17 protein-coding genes are annotated in these 18601 nt (G+C 68.8%); 10 read left to right on the top strand and 7 right to left on the bottom strand.

Annotated elements, in window-relative coordinates:
* Positions 1-1013 (bottom strand): hypothetical protein (locus tag ACXJKR_RS07105; RefSeq protein WP_457321912.1); only part of this gene is annotated, 1013 nt, incomplete at its 3' end.
* A gap of 250 nt (positions 1014-1263) precedes the next feature.
* Here ACXJKR_RS07105 and ACXJKR_RS07110 point away from each other — a divergent pair.
* Genes ACXJKR_RS07110 through ACXJKR_RS07120 form a run of 3 tightly spaced genes read left to right on the top strand, consistent with a single transcriptional unit; the run spans position 1264 to position 3607 of the window.
* A complete protein-coding gene (locus tag ACXJKR_RS07110) occupies positions 1264-1746 on the top strand; it encodes a hypothetical protein (RefSeq protein ID WP_457321914.1) in 483 nt (160 codons plus the stop codon).
* Complete coding sequence (locus ACXJKR_RS07115) at positions 1746-2228, top strand: hypothetical protein (RefSeq protein ID WP_457321916.1); 483 nt, start codon at positions 1746-1748, stop codon at positions 2226-2228. Before ACXJKR_RS07110 ends, ACXJKR_RS07115 begins: the two co-directional genes overlap by 1 nt.
* Positions 2225-3607, top strand: coding sequence for a GAF domain-containing protein (locus tag ACXJKR_RS07120; protein ID WP_056197332.1), 1383 nt, complete (start codon positions 2225-2227; stop codon positions 3605-3607). Before ACXJKR_RS07115 ends, ACXJKR_RS07120 begins: the two co-directional genes overlap by 4 nt.
* Positions 3608-3657: 50 nt before the next feature.
* Here ACXJKR_RS07120 and ACXJKR_RS07125 read toward each other — a convergent pair whose 3' ends face one another.
* The 5 genes from ACXJKR_RS07125 to ACXJKR_RS07145 all read right to left on the bottom strand — a co-directional run bounded on the left by ACXJKR_RS07125 (position 3658) and on the right by ACXJKR_RS07145 (position 9522).
* Positions 3658-4749, bottom strand: coding sequence for a hypothetical protein (locus ACXJKR_RS07125; RefSeq protein WP_457321918.1), 1092 nt, complete (start codon positions 4747-4749; stop codon positions 3658-3660).
* A gap of 99 nt (positions 4750-4848) precedes the next feature.
* Entirely contained in the window at positions 4849-5238 is a 390-nt protein-coding gene (locus ACXJKR_RS07130) for a RidA family protein (protein WP_082532658.1), read from the bottom strand.
* Positions 5235-7196, bottom strand: coding sequence for an amidohydrolase family protein (locus ACXJKR_RS07135; protein ID WP_457321920.1), 1962 nt, complete (start codon positions 7194-7196; stop codon positions 5235-5237). The genes ACXJKR_RS07130 and ACXJKR_RS07135 overlap by 4 nt, the downstream gene beginning before the upstream one ends.
* A complete protein-coding gene (locus ACXJKR_RS07140; RefSeq protein ID WP_457321922.1) occupies positions 7193-8254 on the bottom strand; it encodes a dipeptidase in 1062 nt (353 codons plus the stop codon). The genes ACXJKR_RS07135 and ACXJKR_RS07140 overlap by 4 nt, the downstream gene beginning before the upstream one ends.
* On the bottom strand, positions 8251-9522 hold the full coding sequence (locus ACXJKR_RS07145; RefSeq protein ID WP_457321924.1) for an MFS transporter: 1272 nt from the start codon (positions 9520-9522) through the stop codon (positions 8251-8253). The genes ACXJKR_RS07140 and ACXJKR_RS07145 overlap by 4 nt, the downstream gene beginning before the upstream one ends.
* Before the next feature lie 52 nt (positions 9523-9574).
* On the opposite strand from ACXJKR_RS07145, the gene ACXJKR_RS07150 reads away from it, so the two are divergent.
* Positions 9575-10213: a TetR/AcrR family transcriptional regulator gene (locus ACXJKR_RS07150; RefSeq protein ID WP_056197339.1), complete on the top strand. Its 639-nt coding sequence runs from the start codon at positions 9575-9577 to the stop codon at positions 10211-10213.
* Here the strand turns inward: ACXJKR_RS07150 and ACXJKR_RS07155 are convergent.
* Positions 10210-11997 (bottom strand): aspartyl protease family protein, encoded by a 1788-nt coding sequence (locus ACXJKR_RS07155; protein ID WP_457321926.1) that lies wholly within the window; start codon positions 11995-11997, stop codon positions 10210-10212. The two genes, ACXJKR_RS07150 and ACXJKR_RS07155, sit on opposite strands and share 4 nt — an antisense overlap.
* 155 nt (positions 11998-12152) lie before the next feature.
* Between ACXJKR_RS07155 and ACXJKR_RS07160 the strand changes: the two genes are divergently transcribed.
* From ACXJKR_RS07160 to ACXJKR_RS07185, 6 genes are all read left to right on the top strand, one after another.
* Positions 12153-13106: a sugar kinase gene (locus ACXJKR_RS07160; RefSeq protein ID WP_457321927.1), complete on the top strand. Its 954-nt coding sequence runs from the start codon at positions 12153-12155 to the stop codon at positions 13104-13106.
* A 4-nt stretch (positions 13107-13110) separates the two neighbouring features.
* Positions 13111-14424 (top strand): pectate lyase family protein, encoded by a 1314-nt coding sequence (locus ACXJKR_RS07165; RefSeq protein ID WP_457321929.1) that lies wholly within the window; start codon positions 13111-13113, stop codon positions 14422-14424.
* A complete protein-coding gene (locus tag ACXJKR_RS07170; RefSeq protein ID WP_457321931.1) occupies positions 14421-16019 on the top strand; it encodes a family 43 glycosylhydrolase in 1599 nt (532 codons plus the stop codon). The genes ACXJKR_RS07165 and ACXJKR_RS07170 overlap by 4 nt, the downstream gene beginning before the upstream one ends.
* 9 nt (positions 16020-16028) lie before the next feature.
* On the top strand, positions 16029-16988 hold the full coding sequence (locus tag ACXJKR_RS07175) for a TRAP transporter substrate-binding protein (RefSeq protein WP_457321933.1): 960 nt from the start codon (positions 16029-16031) through the stop codon (positions 16986-16988).
* Positions 16985-17479, top strand: a complete 495-nt coding sequence (locus tag ACXJKR_RS07180; RefSeq protein ID WP_457321934.1) for a TRAP transporter small permease — start codon at positions 16985-16987, stop codon at positions 17477-17479. The genes ACXJKR_RS07175 and ACXJKR_RS07180 overlap by 4 nt, the downstream gene beginning before the upstream one ends.
* A 10-nt stretch (positions 17480-17489) precedes the next feature.
* On the top strand, positions 17490-18601 hold a 1112-nt coding region (locus ACXJKR_RS07185), incomplete at its 3' end, for a TRAP transporter large permease (RefSeq protein ID WP_457321936.1).

Consider the following 18601-nt stretch of genomic DNA (forward strand, 5'->3'; position numbering starts at 1 on the left):
GTGCTGGCGCAGACGGTCAGCAGCTGGATGCGCGTGCGGTGGCGGGCGTCCCAGGGGAAGCCCGGGTCCAGCTTGACGAGGCGCTTCAGCGGCCGTCCGGCGTCGCCAGGCCCGGGCAGGCGATGGCGGCCGCTGCCCAGGCGGAAGGGCTCGCCGAGCTGGCCGGCGTCCATTGCGGAACGGGTGGTGCGCAGGCTCTCCAGCTCGTCGACCAGGCCCTGGCGGCCACGTGCCAGTTGCGCGTGATAGCTCGCCTCGCCAGCCTTGCGCTGGCGGGCCGCCATCAGCAAGGCGTCGGCGGCCTTGGCGTTCTGCGGCCGGATCTGCTCGGCCTGGCGCTCGGCGGCGGCAAGGTCAAAGGGCTGCAGCGCGCGCTCGTTGCGGTGGTCCCAGTCCTCGATCTTGCGTTGCTGCTCGCGCTCGAGGTAGCCAAGCATCTCGCCCACCGTCACGGACACCCAGGGCAGGCGACGCTCGGGGCCGATGACGGCGCAGCCACGAAACACCGGCCAGCCCTGCATGGCCTCGCCGCGCTCGCCTTCGAGGTAGGCGCTGAGCTGCTCGTCATGGGCCCAGCGGTTCAGCGTCGTCAGCGGCGAGTTGATGAAGAGACTGAAGCCGGCGCGCGGGCCGATGCGCTGGGCGGCCTCGGCGTGGATGCCGCAGTCCTTGCCTATCCAGGTCTTGGGCCCGAAGCCCTGGGCATGGACGACAGCCTCGCGCGGGCGGCGGCTGGGCTCGTCGGAGTCCATCACCTGGCGGGTCAGGCGCAGCCTCACTTCGGGCAGGGCCAGCAGGCCGGGGTTGAGCCGGGCCTGCGCCTCGAAGTGATCCATCACCGCATGCAGCGGCTTGAACGACGCATGGCTGATGGGCAGGCCATCGCTGCTGATCGGCTCGGCAGCGTTGACGGCCCAGCAGCCGGCCTGGGCGGTGCCAGCGGCGAGCACCAACCCTGCGAGCAGCGCGGCGGCGGCCTGGGCGCTCAGCGAGGGGTCGGGACATGCTTTCATGGATAGCTCTCCTGATTCGGCGGTTTCGGGCAAGGCTGCGCCGCGCCGCTGCCTGGTGGGCTTCGGCCGGTCGATGCCTTGGGGGATGCGTGTCTCGCGCCGGGTCTGTCCGGCATGGGCTGTACTGTGGTCGGCGAGCGCTTTTCGCGCTGCTAGTTCTCCACTAAGGGTTTGTTAAGTCTTTGCTAACGGCGACGCGATGGCCTGCTTGCCTATCATTCCGACCTCGACCCAACCACCGCGCCGCACCTTGCCGCAACTCCCCCCCGACTGGGCCGCTCATCTCGAAAGCGGCGTCTCCCACCGCCTCGGCGGCAGCCATGCCGACGGCCAGCCCGAGATCTGCCGCGGCCTGGCCGCTCAAGCGCTGGCGGACGGCCGCGTCGAAGTGCTGCTGGCGGCCGACATCGCCGACCGGCTGCTGGCCGCCGTCCAGGCGAGCGGGCGCATCGCCTACGTCGCGGCGCAGCCGGGCAGCCATCGCACGCTGCACGTGAAAGGGCTGGACGCCGAGGTCTTCACGCCCACGGCCGGCCATGCACCGCTGTTCGAGCGCTGCCGTGAACGATTCATCGCCCAGGTCGAGCCCTACGGCTTCAGCCGCGAAGCCATCATGGCGATCTGGTACGACCTGGGCGTGCAGCGCCTGGCCGGCATCCGCTTCACGCCCTGCGGCGCCTGGGACCAGACGCCCGGCCCAGGTGCCGGCAACCCCGTGGAACTGCTGCGCTGATGGCCCGCCTTCCCGGCATCTGGATCGATCACCTGCAGCAGGGCGTCACGCTGCGCGTGGGCTCGAGCACGCCCGAGGGGCAGCCCGAGCTGGCCTTCGCGCACGGCGCCTGGGCCCTGGCCGACGGTCGCATCGAACTGCTCGCACGCAGCGAGGCGGGCGCCGAGTTGCTCGACGCGATCCGCGCCACCGGCCGCGTCGCTGTCTCCGCTGGCCTGCCCAGCACCTGCCGCGTGCTGCATGTGAAGGGCGTGGACGCCAAAGTGCTGCCCGCCTATGCCGAGCAGGGGCCGAAGTTCGCGCATTGCTTCGAGGCCTGGCTGCGGCAGATCGAACTCTTCGGCGCCGACCGCCGACAGGTCAACGCCGTGCTCGGCGACCTCACCCTGGCCGACCTCAGCTGCGTGCGCTTCACGCCGCTGGCCGCCTGGGACCAGACCCCCGGCCCCGGCGCCGGCCAAGCCATCGACCTGTTGCCATGACCGACACCCCCACTCCTCAAACGGAACGTCGTGCGCTCAAACTGCGCGACGTGCGCCGCCTGCTCGAAGGCGTCATCCCGCCGGCGATGTGCTCGGTGGGCGCCGACGGCATGCCGCACGTCAACTACCTGTCGCACGCCGAGTACATCGACGATGAGCATGTCGCGCTGACCTACCAGTTCCTCAACCGCGCCCGCGTCAACATCCTGGCTACCGGCCGCGTCGCGCTCAGCGTCGAGGACCCGATCACCGGCGTGTCGGTGCTGCTTCAGCTCCGGTATGAGCGCACGGACACCGAGGGCCCGGTGTTTGAGCGCCTGCGCGCCAAGCTCGCCGGCATCGCCGCGCAGACGGGCATGGAGAAGGTCTTTCACCTGCGCGGCGCCGACGTCTACCGCGTCGAATCGCTGCGCAAACTCGACCCGGTGCACCCCCTGCCGGCCATGGCGCCGCGTTGCGATCTCGCCACCGGTGTGCGGCGCCTGAGCGAGCAGCTCGCCGAAGCGCCCGACCTGCGCAGCCTGCTGCAGGCCTTCACCACCGGCCTGCAGCGCGACCTGTGCATCGGCCACGCCATCATCTGGCTGCTGGACGAGCAGCGCCAGGGCCTCTATACGCTGGCCAGCATCGGCTACGAACAGGCCGGCAGCGGCGCCGAGCTGCCGCTGGCGGAAGCCGGCCTCGCCGGCGTCGCGCTGCGCGAGAACGTGCCCATCCGCATTGGCCACATGAGCCAGATGTACAGCTACGGCATGTCCTGGCGAGCCAAGGCCGAGCAGCTTGGCCTACAGGCCGCCATGGCTGACACCATCCCCATGCCCGGCCTGGCCAGCCCGCGCAGCCAGCTCGCTGTGCCGCTGCGCGCCCGTGGCCGCACGGTCGGCGCGCTGCTGGTTGAAAGCGAGCACGACCAGTTCTTCAGCTATGACGACGAGGACGCACTGACGGCCGTTGGCGCTCAGCTGGCGCAAGGCCTGGCAGCTTTGCGCACGACGGAGCTCGTGGAAGAGCCCGTGGCGGCGGCCCCCGCGGCCGAACAGGCGGCCGGCGGCACGCCGCTGCGCTTGCGCCACTACCCGCGTGACCACAGCGTCTTCATCAACGACGAGTACCTCATCAAGGGCGTGGCCGGCGCCATCATCGCCAAGCTCGTGCGCGACCAGATCGACAGCGGCCGCGAGGCCTTCAGCACGCGCGAGCTGCGTCTGGCCGGCGGCGACCTGCGCCTGCCCGAGGTGCAGGACAACCTCGGCGTGCGCCTCCTGCTGCTGGAGCGCCGCCTGGCCGAGCGCGACTTCGGCCTGCACATCGAACGCGCCGGCCGCGGCCAGTACCGCCTCATTGCCGACGGCCCGCTGAGCCTGACGACCGAGGGCTGAGTTGCGCGTCGGACGTCGTCACGGCCGCAGTGCCGTAGCGTTGACAGGCCCTAAGACACCATCAACGAAGTGATGCCGGTCTGGCCCGGGTGGTAGAGCCGCAGGCGCACGAAGTAGCGACGACCGGCAAAGAGCTTGTAGACGATGCTGGCATTGCGGTCTTCGCCGCTGTCGTCGTCGGCCGCCAAATTGCGCGGCGTGCCGTTCACGTCCTCGAACAGGCCGAGCAGCGTGTCCGATGCGCCCTTGGTGGCGATGGTGTACCTGCGCGACTCGGTGGGCTTGAACAGATAGTCCACCTGTTGCCCGGCCGCAAGGGGCACGGCCACGGCCTTGAAGGCTTCCAGCGTCGGCGTCTGGGCCGCCTGCGCCGGGTACCACTTCAACAACCAGGCCTTGTCGGCCTTGGACAGCTTGCCGGGCGGCACCAGGCCGTCGACGTCATATTGCTCGGGCTCGTCGATCAGGCCAGGCTCGAACTCGTACTCCATGATGGAGTCGGGGTCCCAACTCGAGCCCTGCACCTGGCTGGGCTCGAGCTTCTCCAGGATGTTGTGGAAGGTCGTCTCGCGCGTCCAGCTGTTGGGCGGCTTGCCCAGCGAGGTGTAGACGGCCTCCTCATGCCACTTGATGCCGGCAAAGGGGTTCTGGTGCTCGTGCTCCATGCCCAGCACATGGCCGAGTTCGTGCAATGCGGTGCCGCGGCCATACTGCGTGGTCAGGTCCCAGCCATAGACGGTGGTCGGTTCGGTCGTCGGCACATGCAGCACGTCGCGCCCGACGGCCGACGCCGAGCTGCCATCCGGCTCGGAGTAGCCGATGCGCACCTCGGCCTCGCTCATCTGCGTGACCTCCTGGAACACCAGGCCGATGCCGACGGCTTTCCATTCGGCGAAGGCGGCGCGCACCGCATCGGCTTGCTTCTTGGYCACGGCGTAGTGGCCGCTCTTGAAGAAGCAATAGTGCAGCACCGTGCCGTTGAGCCACTTGCCTCGGGTATTCAATATGGCACGTGCGCGGCGCGGATCGTTGGCGATGACGGCCGGCAGGCTGGGCTTGATGCGCGGCGGCGTGTTGCACAGCGGCCTGGGTGCCGGGCGCGCGGCCAGTTTTGACTTGTTTGTTTTCGGCTTGCTTGCCATGGATGCCTCCATCGAGCGTCACTGCCCATTGCAGCCCGCTCAGCATGAACCCGGCGCCGCCCGGGACCAATAGCTGACTTGAGGATGACCCCTAAGTCGTCAGGACTCGTCCGCCGCGATGCACTCGATCTCGACACGCGCGCCCAAGGCCAGACCGTTGCAGCCCAGTGCACTGCGCGCCGGCAGCGGCGTGCTGCCGAAGAACTCGCGGTAGACCTCGTTGAAGGCCGGCCAGTCGGCCATGTCGGCCAGCATCACGGTGCAGCGAACCAGGTGCTGCAAGTCCAGCCCCTGGCCGCGCAGCACGGTGCGGATGTTCTCCAGCGTCTGGCGCGCCTCGGCCCGCAGGCCGCCATCGACGAGCTTGAGCTGGCCGGGCACGTTGCCGAGCTGGCCCGACAGATAGAGCATGTTGCCGACGCGCACGCCCTCGGGAAAGGGCACGGTAGCAGGCACGACTTGGCCGCTGTTGAATCGTTCGATCTTCATCGTGGCGTCATTCCCATTGCTTGCTCCAGTGCAGCCGGGTCATAGACCTGGCCACCTTTGATGGTGCGGTAGACACGCCGGATGTCGCTCATGTTGGCAAGCGGATCACCGTCGACCAGGATCATGTCGGCCAGCTTGCCCGGCGTGATGCTGCCGCGCTCCTTCTCGACACCGAGCACGCGCGCCGGCACCAGCGTGGCGATGCGCAGCACCTCGGCATTGGCAATGCCGGCCTGGGCGTACAGCTCCAGCTCGCGGTGCAGGCTGTAGCCGGAGAAGCCGTCGCTGCCCGGCATGATCGTCACACCGCCCTCGTACAGGCGCTTGAGCATGCGCAGCAGGYCTGGCAGCGCCTGGGCATAGACGGCCTCCTTGCCCGCTGGCACGGCGACGGCCCCCGACAGCTGGCGGCGCTTCACCACCGTCGGGAAGCGCTGCACCACGGGCCGCAGCGCCGGCGCGGCGCGCGCGGGTTCGCCGGAGAACAGGCCCTCCAGTACGACCATCGTCGGGTCCAGGACGGTCTGGTGCTGGCGCAGGAAGGCGACGAAATCCGTGAAGCGGCCGTCATTGAAGTCGAACTGCGCGAGGCGGTCGGCCAGCACCGTGTAGCGGTCCCGCGTGCGCGTGTCCTTCACATCGGGGAAGAAGTTCAGCAGGATGAAGTTCAGGTGCTGGATCTCGTCGGCCCCGGCCTCAACGAAGGCGCGTGCAAAGGTGAAGGCCGGCACATGGCCGCTGACACGCAGGCCACGCTCGTGGGCGCGGTCAGCCACCGTCGCCACCAGCGCCGGGCTGAAGGACGAATAGATCTTGACCTGGGCATAGCCGTGGTCGGCGTACCAGTCCACGGCGGCGCGGGCCTTCTCGGGCGTATCGACCTTGACGTCGGTTGGGCCGGCCAGCGGACCGATGCCTTCGATGATGCCGGCCAGCGTCACGCGCGGGCCCAGCTCCGTGCCGGCGTTGAAGCGCTTCACGCGGGCCAGCATCGGCTGGTTGTCATTGGCCATGTCCCGCGCGCTGGTCACGCCGGCGATCAGGTCGAAGACGCCATCGACATTGCTGAAGTGCTGGTGCACATCCCACAGCCCGGGCATCAGGAAGCGGCCATTCGCGGCGATGACTTCGGCACCGGGCGGCACGTCGAGATCGGCATCGGGCTCAACACGCACGATGCGCTCGCCGCGCACGAGGACACTCATGCCGGGGCGCGCGATGCCCGTGACGGGATCGAACAGGCGTGCACCGCGGATCAGCAGCGCGCCCGGCGGCTTGTGCGTGTGCGCCCGCGCCAGCGCCGCATGCCAGGCCTGGTCGGCGGCCTGCTGGGCGCGTTGCAGTTCCGCCAACGCCGGCAGCAGCGGGGCCTCCAGCACCTCGAACCAGTCGTCGATGACACCGGCCGTGTCGCCCCTGTCATCCAGCCAGACAGGCACCGGCGTGAACTCGATGCCGCCGATGCGATAGAGCGTCAGCTTGCGCCCCACCACGTCGACGTCGGCACCGCCTTCCAGCCAGGCCTCGCCGGCGGGCAGCAGCTTCAGCCGACGCCCCGGCGCCTTCAGCAGCGCGCGGGTCAGCACGCCCATGAATTCGGGTGGTGGATTGGCCGGCAGGTAGAAACCGGCCGAGCGCGTTTCACCGGTTTCGATGCGGTTCTTCCAGCGCGCCAGGCCGGCCGCATCGCGCTCGAAATGCTCGCTGAACTCGACCTTCCAGTAGTCGTTGCCGCTGGCCTCGTAGCGTATCGGCAGGCCATTGGCGTCGAGCCGCCAACGCGCCTGGATGACATCGCCACGGCCGCGGTCGTTGAAGCGGTAGTCAGCCGCGGTGACGCCGGGCTCAGGCTGGGTCAGCGTCTGCGTGCCGGCCGGGTTGCCGTGGATCTGGACCTGGTCGTCACGTGCGCTGACCGACGCGGCGATAAAGACAAGCGCGACGGCGAACCACTTCATTGCCAGGCCTCGCCCATCAGGCGGCGGAAGTTGCCGCCCAAGATCTTGTCGATGCGGCTCGCCGGGTGTCCACGAGCGGCCAACAATTGCGCCAACTCGATGAACTGCATCGGCCCGCAGAGATCGGGCAGGAAAAGGCTGACGTCCGGCGTCTCGCCCGGCGCGCCGATGCCCATGCTGCGCCGCAGCTCCGTCTCGGCGGCGAGCATGGCGCGGTAGGCGTCCAGGTCGTCGATGGCCGTGGTGCCGCCGTCGGTACCGAGGCCCACATGATCCTCGCCGCAGACGTCGATGGCGTGCTCCAGATGATTGATGAGATCCGATGCCATGGGCTGGCCGGCCAGGCGCAGATAGGGCATGAAGTACAGCCCGACGACGCCGCCCTTGTCGGCCAGCAGGCGCAGCTCGGCATCGCTCTTGTTGCGCGGGTGGTCGGCCACGGCGCGGCAGCCGCTGTGGGTGATGGCCAGCGGCCGGCGTGCGACACGCAGCGCGTCCAGGCAGGTCTGCTCGCTGCTGTGGCTGAGGTCCACCAGCACACTCTCGGCCTGCAGCCGCTCGACGACCTCGGCGCCAAAGCCGCTCAGGCCGGTGTCGTCGGGCACCGTCGCACCGCAGCCAACGGCGTTGCGGCCGTTGTAGGTCAGCTGGATGACGCGCACGCCGAGTTTGGCGAACAGCGCGATGCGCTCGGCCTTGTCGCCCAGCATCTCGGTGTTCTGGAAGCCGTAGATGACGCCGATCTGGCCGCCCGCGCGTGCCGCGTCGATGTCTGCCGCCGTATGTACCTTGCGCAGCACCGCAGGCCTGGCGCGGATGAAGGCGTCCCAGCCGGCGATGTCGGCCACCGTCGCCTCGAAAGGTTCGGCGCTGCCGGCCACGTGGCCCAACGTGATGTTGACGGCCGTGAGGCCGGCCGCGCGAGCGTCGCCCAGGGAGCGCTCGTCGACGCCCTGGCCGGTGCTGGTGTAGGCCATGGCGCTGCGGTCGCCGGCGCTGGGCTGGATGCGGATGTTGGGGTTGTCGAGGACACCCAGGGCGTTGATGACGAGATTCATAAAGACTTCGGCCTTAGAAATGGCAACAGCAGGAGGCAGCTCAGGCCGACCAGGGCATCCAGGCCCAGCGTGGCGGCATAACCCCAATGCTGGACGGCATAGCCCTGCCAGACGACGCTGTAGGTGATGGAGAGATTGGTCAGCGCCATGTAGGCCGCGAACTGCGTGGCCGCCACGGCCGGCTGGGTGATGCCCATGAAGAGGGCCACCCGCGCACCGTAGATGAAGCCGAACAGCAGGTGGTAGATGACGACGGTGGCGAAGAAGGTCGTCACCAGCGCAGCGGGTGCGGCCTGGCCCGGCCCCCAGCCGTGGCGCTGCAGCTCGGCCATCAGGTACAGGCCGGGCAGGCTCAGCAGCGCCACGTAGACGGCCATCGCGCGGCGCAGGTTCACGCGGTCAGACAACCAGCCCCCGGCAATGCAGGTCACCGCAGTGGCAGCCTGCGAGACCGTCGCCAGCCAGCCAATGCGCTCGTTGGACAGGCCCAGGTCCACAGCCAGGTTGGCCTGCAGCCCACGCGACAGAGCCATGGCCGCGATGGGCAGCAGGCCGAACAGCAGGCCGGCAAAGGCCAGGCGCGAACCCAGCAGGGCCTGCAGCGCCTCGCGCAGGAAGGTGTGGACCTCGCGGCCCGCCGCGGCCAACGAGCCGCGCGCGGCGGACGCCGGCACCTCCTCGCGCATCGGCCACACCACCAGCGTCATCACCGCCAGGATCGCCAGGGCCAGCAGGACGATACTGGTGTCGAAACCGATGCGCCCGATCAGCAACAAGGCCCCGCCGCCGCCGATCAGCACGCCCAGCGACTGCCCGCCGAACATCATGCCGCTGGCGAAAGCACGCTCATGCTCGGGCAGCGTCGTCACGGCCAGCGCATCGACGGCCACGTCCTGCACGGCGCCAAACAGGTTGTGCACGACCAGCACTGCCGTGAAGAGGCCGAGCTGGGTGGTCAGGTCCAGCCCGGTCAGGGCCAGCAGCGTCAGCACCATCATCAGCTGCGCGCCAAGGATCCAGCCACGGCGCGGGCCCAGGCGCCTGGACGCGATCAGGTCGACGAAGGGGCCATAGGCCCATTTGAAGGCCCAGGGCAGCAACACGAAGCMGATGAAGGCGCCGATCTCGCCCGCACTGGCACCCTGGCGGCGCAGCTGGGTCGCAACGGTGGTCGACGCGAAACCGATGGGCAGGCCCTCGGTCAGGTACATCAGGAAGAACGCCGCGATACGCCCCCGTCGGGACGCCAGCAGATTCGGCAGTTGCATCGCCTGTCATCCTCTTCGCGTGAACGCCGAACGATTCTAGAATATTGTTCTAATGAGCAAGCCCCGTGGTTCCACCAGCCGCCTGAACCAGGTTTTCAAGCTGGCTTCGCCCGGCGAGCGCGGCGCCAGCCGGCGCGCGGTGCTCGCGCACGCCCTGCCCTGTTTCAACGCCCGCGGCATCGAGGCCGCCACCATCGAGGACCTGCGCCAGCGCAGCGGCCAGAGCGTGGGCACGATCTACCACCACTTCGGCAACAAGGAAGGCGTGGCGGCGGCCCTGTTCTTCGCCGGCTTCGATGATCAGAGCCGCGCCATCGCCACACGCACCGAGGCCGTCGCCGATGCACAGGCAGTGGTTGTTGAGCTGGTGACCGCCTACGTGGACTGGGTGACCGCCCTGCCCGAGCTGGCGGCCTTTCTCTTCATGGCCCGCGAGACCGTGGCCCAGGGGCCGCATGGCGATGCCCTGCGCGAGCGGCTGGAGGCGCGCTATGCCCCCATCGATGCCCGCCTGGCCGAGAGTGTGCGCGCCGGCCTCCTCGCCGAGCTGCCGGCCGAGCTGATCCCGGCCCTGGTGCTGGGCGGTGCGGAGTCCTACTGCCGCGGCTGGCTGGCCGGGCGGCGCGAGGCCAAGCCGGCGGCCTATGCGGGGCTGCTGGCCGAGGCGGCCTGGCGGGGTATATCAGCCTAGGGTGTTGCCGCGCTCGCCGAGGCCGGCGCGTCCTCGGCGACGGGCAGGCCCTGCTTGCGGACCTCGTCGTCGATGTGGCGACGCTGTTTGCGCGCCGCCTCGAGGTCGCGCCTGGCGGCGTCCTCGTTGCCCAGGCGGCGTTGCGCCAGCGCGCGGCCGTAGAGGGCCATGGGCAGGGGCTTGATCTCGATGGCCGCATCRAAGGCCTTGAGGGCGCGCGACGCGTCGTCCAGACGCAGATAGGCCCAGCCCAGGCTGTCGCGGGCCGACACGGCGCCGCCGTCCAGGCTCACGGACTCCTTGCAATCGTCCAGGGCCAGCTTCAGGTCCAGTGCCAGGCGCACGCGCAACCAGCAGCGGTTGTTCAACACGCGGGCCATGCCGCTGTCCGAGCGATGGCTGGGCATCCACAGCTCCCACTGGCGCAGGGCCGCGGGCACCAGCTCCAGCCTGGCGTAGACGTCAGCCATGCCGGCACGCAGATGCGAGGACGGCGGCAGTGCCGCGTCCAGAGCCTGCAAGTCGGCCAGCGCGCCGTCGCGTTCGCCCTTGGACACCCGCAGTGCGGCGCGCAGGGCCAGAGCCTCGTCCAGCGCAGGGTGCAGCCGCAGGGCTTCGTCGAGGTYGGCCTGGGCCTTGGCGAACTGGCGCATGGAGAGATGCACCCGCGCCCGCGCCAGGAAGTGAGCCTCGGCAAGGGGCTCGAGTTCGCAGGCGCGGTTCAGGTCCTCCAGCGCGCGCTCATACTCACCGCGGGCCGCCGAAGCCTCGCCGCGCCGCGCCAGGGCGGCCGCGTCGTCGGGCGAGATGTCATCAGGCCGCGCCGCATAGCGCGGGTCGTACTGTCCGGGCGTGGTGCGAGCAAACACCGCACCGCCATTCCAGGTCGCGTAGAGCTTGCGCTGCAGCTGCGACACATAGATGCGGTGCGACAGGAAATAGTCCAGGCCCAGCAGCATGTCCACGTCGGCCCCGCTGGCCTCATCGATAACGAACTGGCTGTTGTGGATCTTCTCGCCGCCGAACTCGAAGGTCTCGATCGGCCCGGTCCACGCCTTTGCCTTGCCCGAGCCGGCGCCGCCGACTCGGCCGATTTCCGTGAGGTCGGACTCCTTCACGCCGGCACGCTTGGCCGTGCGCAGCTTCAGCGAGGTGCGCGGCGCGCCGGTGTCCAGCAGCGCCCTCACGTCGCGATCGTTGACCCGGGCGGTCACCTGGATGGACGTGTCATGGCCGCGCGATCCCCCCTCCAGCGGCAGCACGATGATGGGCGCCTCGCCGGCCCAGTAGGCAAAGTTGGTCTTGTCKCAATCGCCCTTGGGGAACATCAGCCTCACGACGCCGTGGGCCAGGTCATATTCAGCATCGGCCATGGACAGGAAATTGCGCCCCAGGACGCCCTGGATGCCCGAACCCAGCTCGTTGCCGCCGACGATGAACTCGACGTTGTTGAGTGTGGTGCCCTGGAAAATCACCTTCTCCACGCGCGTCGCCCGCGCTTCGACGGAGCCGGTATAGCCCCAGATGCGCAGGCCGGCGGGCAGGCTCCTCAGCCGCAGATTGAGCTGGGCCGCCACCGACGGCGTCAGGAAGCTGAAGAAGGCGCCGCTGTCGATCAGCATGGGCACTTCGGTGCCGTTCAGGTTCAGCGTGCCGACCGGGCGATGGTTGACGATGCGGACCGGGATCTCCAGCTGGCTGAGCTTGCAGTCACCCCAGGCCGGCGCGGCGATCAAGGCTGCGGCCAGCAGCGCCCATGCGGCGCGCACTTGGTTCATCTTCATCTGCTCTCCCTGGCTTCATGATCTGGCACGCCTTAGAGCGCGCGGCGCGCACTCTAAGGCAGGCCGGGCGACCTCAGCGCCAGGCGGGGTAAACCATGTGGCCCGGAATGAACTGGGTAAGCTATCTTTATTGAACCGCTGTTTCATTTTTATCCGTGAACACTTTTTCCTCGCCCGCCTCCCGGCCGGTGTCCATCGCCGCCCTGGGCGAATGCATGCTCGAACTGCAGGGCCAGGCCTTCGGCCAGCTGCGCCAGAACTTTGGCGGCGACACGCTGAATACCGCCGTCTACCTGGCCCGTTGCGGCGGGGCGAACCTGCGCGTGCACTACGCAACCGCCCTGGGGGATGACTCCCTGAGCGCCGGCCTGCTCGAGCGCTGGGCCGCCGAAGGCGTGCAGACCGGTCTGGTGCAGCGCTTGCCCGGCCGGCTGCCGGGCCTGTACCTGATCGAGCTGGACGAGGGCGGTGAGCGACGCTTCCACTACTGGCGCGGCCAGGCCGCAGCCCGCGCCTATTTCGATACCGCGACGACGGCGCTGGAGGAGCAGGCCGACGGGCTGGACGCCCTCTACCTGTCGGGCATCAGCCTGGCCATCCTGCCGCAGGCCGGACGAGAGCGTGCACTGGCGCTGATGGCGCGCATGCGTGCCGCGGGCAAGCTGGTCGCCTTCGACAACAACTTCCGCCCGCGGCTGTGGGATTCACTGGCCGATGCGCGCTACTGGTACCAACGCGCCTTCGCGGCCGCCAGCGTCGCCCTCATCACCGCCGACGACCACCAGGCCCTGCACGGCCTGGCCGACCTGGACACCGCCGTGGCCGCAGCCCAGGCGCTGCCGGTGGCCGAGATCGCGATCAAGCGCGGCGCACTGTCGACCCGCGTCGGCCTCAACCATGTCTGGCAGGACGTGGCCACCGAAGCGGTGCCGCGCGTCGTCGACACCACCGCGGCCGGCGACTCCTTCGCGGCCGGCTACCTGAGCCAGCGCCTGCGCGGCGCCACACCGGTGGAAGGCGCGGCGTTCGGCAATCGGCTGGCCGCCCGTGTCATCCAGCATCCGGGCGCGCTGATTCCGCGCGAAGCGATGCAAGACCTGATCGGATAAGCCCATGCGACTCCTGTGGACCCTGGCTGTCGCGGCCGGTCTTTGCCATGCCGAGGGCAACGCGCCCCTGCACCCCGCCACCTACGTCCACGCCGGCTGGGCGCAGACCACCGGCGGCCAGGGCGGCAAGATCATTCGCGTGACGACACTCGCCGGCGAAGGCCCGGGCAGCCTGAAGGCGGCCCTGGATACGCCCGGGCCGCGCATCGTCGTCTTCGAGGTGGGCGGCGTCATCGACCTGGCGGGCAAGAGCTGGAAGCTGCGCGAAGGAAAGATCACCATCGCCGGCCAGACGGCGCCCGACCCCGGTATCACGCTGGTCAAGGGCGAACTGGAAGTGTTTGCCAAGGACGTCATCCTGCAGCACATCAGCATCCGCCCCGRCGCCTTCGGGCGGGCCAAGCGCAGCGGCAACGACCATGACGGCTTCTCCACCGGTGACGGCGCCGAGCGCGTCATCGTCGACCATTGCAGCTTCTCCTGGGCAACGGACGAAAACCTCTCCGTCGGCGGCCATCGCTTCGAGGGCGCCACCCCCGACGACTGGCGCGCCCACACCTCGCATGCCATCACCTACAGCCACAACCTCATCTACGAGGGGCTGAACGAGGCCGTGCACATCAAGGGCGAGCACAGCAAGGGCTCGCTGATCCACGACAACGCCACGCAGATCCTGCTGCTGGGCAACGTCTATGCGTCCAACCGCGAGCGCAACGCGCTGTTCAAGGGCGGCGTCTGGGGCGCCATGGTCAACAACCTGATCTACAACCCCGGCTGGCGGGCGGTGCACTACAACCTGATCGCCCACGAATGGGTGGGCCGGCCTTACCAGGTCGGCAAGATCACGCTGGCCGGCAACGTCTACCGCGCCGGTCCTGGCACGGCGCTCAACCTGCCCTTCTTCACACTGGGCGGCGTCGGCGACGTGCAGCTCTACGAACAGGACAACCTCGCCGTCGACCGCCAGGGCCAACCCCTGCCGATGACGGGCCGCTACACGACCAGCGCCGAGATCATTCCCGTGCGCCAGCCCTATCTGCCTGCCGGCCTGAACTGGCTGCCACCGCGCGAGCTGGAGAAGCTACTGCCGCTGTACGTCGGCTCGCGGCCCTGGGCGCGCGATCCGCTGGACTTCAAGCAGCTGTCCGACATCGCCGAAGACCGCGGCCAGCTCATCGACGACGAGACCCAGAACAACCCCGAGGGCCTGCCCAAGCGCAAGCCGACGCAGCGCACCTTTGTCGAGGCCGACTGGAATCTCGCCGACATGGCGCCGAAGGCGGGCTGGCAATCGCTGTTCACGCAGGTCTCGAAGTGAGCCTGGACCGCCGCGGCTTGCTGGCACTGCTGGCGGTCCCACCGGCCTGGGGCGCCGCCGACTGCTCCGACGCGCCCGGCCAGCCCTACCTGCCGCCTTGCCAGCCCTGGCCCAAGGGCATTGAGGGCCAGCGCAAGGCCGACCTGGGTGATGGTCGTTTCCTGAACCCTGTGCTGGCCGGCGACAGGCCCGACCCGACGGTGCTGAAGGACGGCAGCGACTACTACCTGACCCACTCCAGCTTCGAGGCCGTGCCGGGCCTCTTGATCTGGCATTCACGCGACCTGGTCAACTGGCGGCCGGTGGCCAACGCGCTGCACGAGGCGGTGGGCAGCGTCTGGGCGCCGGACCTGTGCAAGCACGGCGATCGCTACTACCTCTATCTGCCCGTCAAGGCCTCGCCCAACGACATCCTCGTCAGCTGGGCCGATCGCATCGAGGGGCCGTGGTCCCAGCCTGTGCCGCTCGGGCTGAGCAAGCACATCGACCCGACGCATGTCGTCGGCGAAGACGGCCGACGCTGGCTCTTTCTCAGTGGTGGCGACCGCGTGCGCCTCAGTGAGGACGGGCTCAAGCTCGCCGGCTCCATCGAGCATGTCTACGACCCCTGGCGCTATCCCGAAGACTGGGACGTCGAGAGCTTCTCACCCGAGGGGCCCAAGATGCTGCGCCATGGCGGCTGGTGGCACATGCTGCTGGCGGTGGGCGGCACCGCCGGGCCACCGACCGGGCACATGGTCATCGCCGCGCGCAGCCGCACGCTCGAAGGCCCCTGGGAGCAGGCGCCGCACAACCCGCTGATGCGCACCCGCTCATCGCGAGAGCGCTGGTGGTCGCGCGGCCATGGCAGCCTGGTCCAAGGCCCCGCGGGCGATTGGTGGATGCTGTATCACGGCTACGAGAACAGCTTCCACACGCTGGGCCGACAGATGCTGCTGGCACCGGCGCGCTTCAGTGCCGATGGCTGGTTCCATGTCGATGCCGACGACGGCGCGCCGCTGCCCAAACCCAAGGGCGGCGACGCCGTACCGCATGGCCTGGCGCTGTCGGACGATTTCTCCGGCACGACGCTGAAAACCCATTGGCAATTCCTCAGCGGCAGCAGCCAGGCGCAGCGCGCCCGCGTTGTGGACGGCAAGCTGCGCCTCACCGCCACCGGCAAAGGCCCGGCCGACAGCCCACCGCTGGGCTTCATCCAGGGCGACCCGGCGTTCGAGCTGGAGTTCGATCTCGACTTCGACGAAGGCGTGCAAGCCGGCCTCGTCATGTTCTACAGCCCGCGCCTGTACGCCGGCATCGGCGCCAATGCGAAGAGCTTGCAGTTGCACCGCTACGGGCAGGACATCCGGGCCGTGCCCAAGCCCGCTGGCATCTCGCGCCGCATGCAGTTGAGGTTGCGCTGCGTGCGCCATGTGCTGACGCTGTACTCGCGTGCCGACGCCGGCCAGCCCTGGGCCAAGTTCCCGGTGCAGATGGACGTCAGCGGCTACCACCACAACACAGCGGGCGGCTTCGCCAGCCTGCGCCCGGCGATCTACGCGGCGGGTCAAGGCGAAGCACGCTTCTCGAACTTGCGCTATCGCGCTCTCGACTAAGGAGACCTCATGAAGATCCAAACCACGCTGATCGCTGCGGCGCTGCTCAGCCCCGCAGCCTGGGCCCTGGAGCTGAAGTCCGCCGACGTGCACAACAGCGACGACTACCCCACCGTCGTCGCCGTCAAGCACCTGGGCCAGTTGCTCGCCAAGAGCAGCGGCGGCGCGCTGACGGTCAAAGTCTTCAACAAGGGCGCGCTCGGTAGCGAGAAGGAGACCATCGACCAGGTCAAGCTCGGCGCATTGGCGATGACGCGAGTCAACCTCGCGCCGCTGACGGCCATGTGCCCGAAGACGCTGGTGCCTTCCCTGCCCTTCCTGTTCCGCGACACGGCCCACATGCGCCATGCCTTCGACGGCCCGGCCGGCGAGGAGATCCTCAAGGCCTGCGAGCACTCGGGGCTGGTGGGCCTGGCGCTGTACGACTCCGGCGCCCGCTCGGTCTATGCGCGCAAGCCCATCAAGACGCTGGCCGACATGAAGGGCCTGAAGATCCGCGTGCAGCAGACCGACCTGTGGGTGGCCGCCATGACGGCGCTGGGCGCCAACCCCTCGCCCATGCCCATCGGCGAGGTCTACACGGGGCTCAAGACCGGTCTCATCGATGCGGCCGAGAACAACGTGCCGAGCTACGAGGGCTTCCGCCACTTCGAGGCGGCCAAGTTCTACAGCCGCACCGAGCATTCGATGACGCCCGAGGGGCTGTTCATCAGCAAGCGCATCTGGGACAAGCTGACACCCGACCAGCGGAAGCAGCTGCGCGAGGCCGCCAAGGCCTCGGTCGCCGTCGAGCGCGAACGCTGGGACGCGCAGGAAGCCAAGGCCCTGGCCGCCGTGAAGGCCGCCGGGGCGCAGATCGTCGAGCCGGACCGCGAAGCCTTCCGCCAGGCCGTCCAGCCAGTCATCGCCAAGTTCGTCAACACGCCGGAACTCCAAGCCCTCGTCAAAGCGATTCAAGACACCAAATGAACGCCTACACCAAGCTCTGCGCGGCGCTGTCGCGCTGGTCACTGCGCGCGGCCGTGCTGGGGCTCGTCGTCCTCGTCGTCTGCGTGCAATGGCAGGTCGTGGGCCGCTATCTGCTCAACGACTCGCCCACCTGGACAGAGCCCTTTGCGCTGCTGCTGGTGCTCTACATCACGGCCCTGGCGGTGGCGGTGGGCGTGCGCGATGCCGGCCACCTGGGCATGGAGTCCATCGTGGTGCTGCTGCCCAAGGGCGCGCAGCGCGTGGCCGAGGCGCTCATCCACCTCTGCGTGATCGTCTTCGCCGTGCTGATGGCCGTCGCGGGCTGGGAGTGGCTGACGCTGAAATGGGCCGAGCCCAAGCCCATGCTCGGTGTGCCCGAAGGCATGGACTTCCTGCCCCTGGTCATCTCGGGCGTGCTCATCGTGCTGTTCTGCATCGAGCACCTGATCGCGCTTTGGCGCGGCCACAGCGTCGAAGAAGCCGGGGTCTGACATGGAGGGCATGGAACTTTGGATCATGTGCGGCAGCTTCGTGCTGCTGCTGCTCCTGGGCGTGCCGGTGGCCTTTGCCATCGGGCTGTCGTCCGTGGCGACGGCGCTCGCGGCCGACCTGCCCATGGCCATCGTCTTTCAGAAGATGGTGGGCGGCATGCAGGTCTTCTCTTTCCTCGCCATCCCGTTCTTCATCTTTGCCGGCGAGCTGATGCTGCACGGCGGCATCGCCGAGCGCATCGTCAACTTCGCCAACCGGCTGGTGGGTCATGTACGTGGCGGCCTGGGCATGAGCAATGTGCTGGGCTGCACGCTGTTCGGCGGCGTGGCCGGCTCGCCGCTGGCCGACGTGTCGGCGATGGGCTCGGTGATGATCCCGCTGATGAAGCGCGAGGGCTATGACGCCGACTACGCGGTCAACGTGACCACGCACGCCGCCCTGGTCGGTGCGCTGATGCCCACCTCGCACAACCTCATCATCTATGTGCTGGCCACGGCCGGCATTGCGGCGGTCAGCGTCTTCAACCTCATCCTCGCCTGCCTGATCCCGGCGGTGCTGCTGACGCTGTCCAATCTGGCCGCGGCCTATGGCGTCGCGGTGAAGCGCGGCTACCCGACGCACGGCGCCTTTCCCGGCTGGGGAGCCGTGTTCTCGGCCTTTGTCGCGGCACTGCCGGGCCTGCTGGTCATCGTCATCATCCTGGGCGGCATCCTCAGCGGCGTGTTCACGGCCACCGAGTCGGCCGCCACGGCCGTCTGCTGGGCGCTGATCGTCACTGGGTTGGCCTACAAATCCTTGAGCCGCCGCGGCTTCCTGGAGGCCTGCGCCAAGGCCTGCAAGACGACGGGCGTCGTGCTGCTCCTGATCGGCATCTCGGCCGCGTTCGGCTACTTCATGGCGTTGTATGAGGTGCCGCAGAAGACCGGTGAATGGCTGGAGCAACTCAGCGGCAACCGACCATGGGCGATCTTCCTGTGGGTGAACGTGCTGCTCTTCGTGCTCGGCACCTTCCTGGACATGGCGGCCACCATCCTGATCTGCACACCCATCTTCCTGCCCATCTGCATGAAGGCCGGCATGGACCCGACGCAGTTCGGCGTCGTCATGCTGCTGAACTGCGC

Source organism: Roseateles sp. P5_E11 (genome assembly GCF_054049355.1).

Bases quoted from the DNA above. Each gene is read 5' to 3' on its own strand.
- ACXJKR_RS07150 (WP_056197339.1), top strand. From the start codon at position 9,575: ATGAGCAAGCCCCGTGGTTCCACCAGCCGCCTGAACCAGGTTTTCAAG.
- ACXJKR_RS07180 (WP_457321934.1), top strand. From the start codon at position 16,985: ATGAACGCCTACACCAAGCTCTGCGCGGCGCTGTCGCGCTGGTCACTG.
- ACXJKR_RS07140 (WP_457321922.1), bottom strand. From the start codon at position 8,254: ATGAATCTCGTCATCAACGCCCTGGGTGTCCTCGACAACCCCAACATC.
- ACXJKR_RS07115 (WP_457321916.1), top strand. From the start codon at position 1,746: ATGGCCCGCCTTCCCGGCATCTGGATCGATCACCTGCAGCAGGGCGTC.
- ACXJKR_RS07175 (WP_457321933.1), top strand. From the start codon at position 16,029: ATGAAGATCCAAACCACGCTGATCGCTGCGGCGCTGCTCAGCCCCGCA.
- ACXJKR_RS07130 (WP_082532658.1), bottom strand. From the start codon at position 5,238: ATGAAGATCGAACGATTCAACAGCGGCCAAGTCGTGCCTGCTACCGTG.
- ACXJKR_RS07120 (WP_056197332.1), top strand. From the start codon at position 2,225: ATGACCGACACCCCCACTCCTCAAACGGAACGTCGTGCGCTCAAACTG.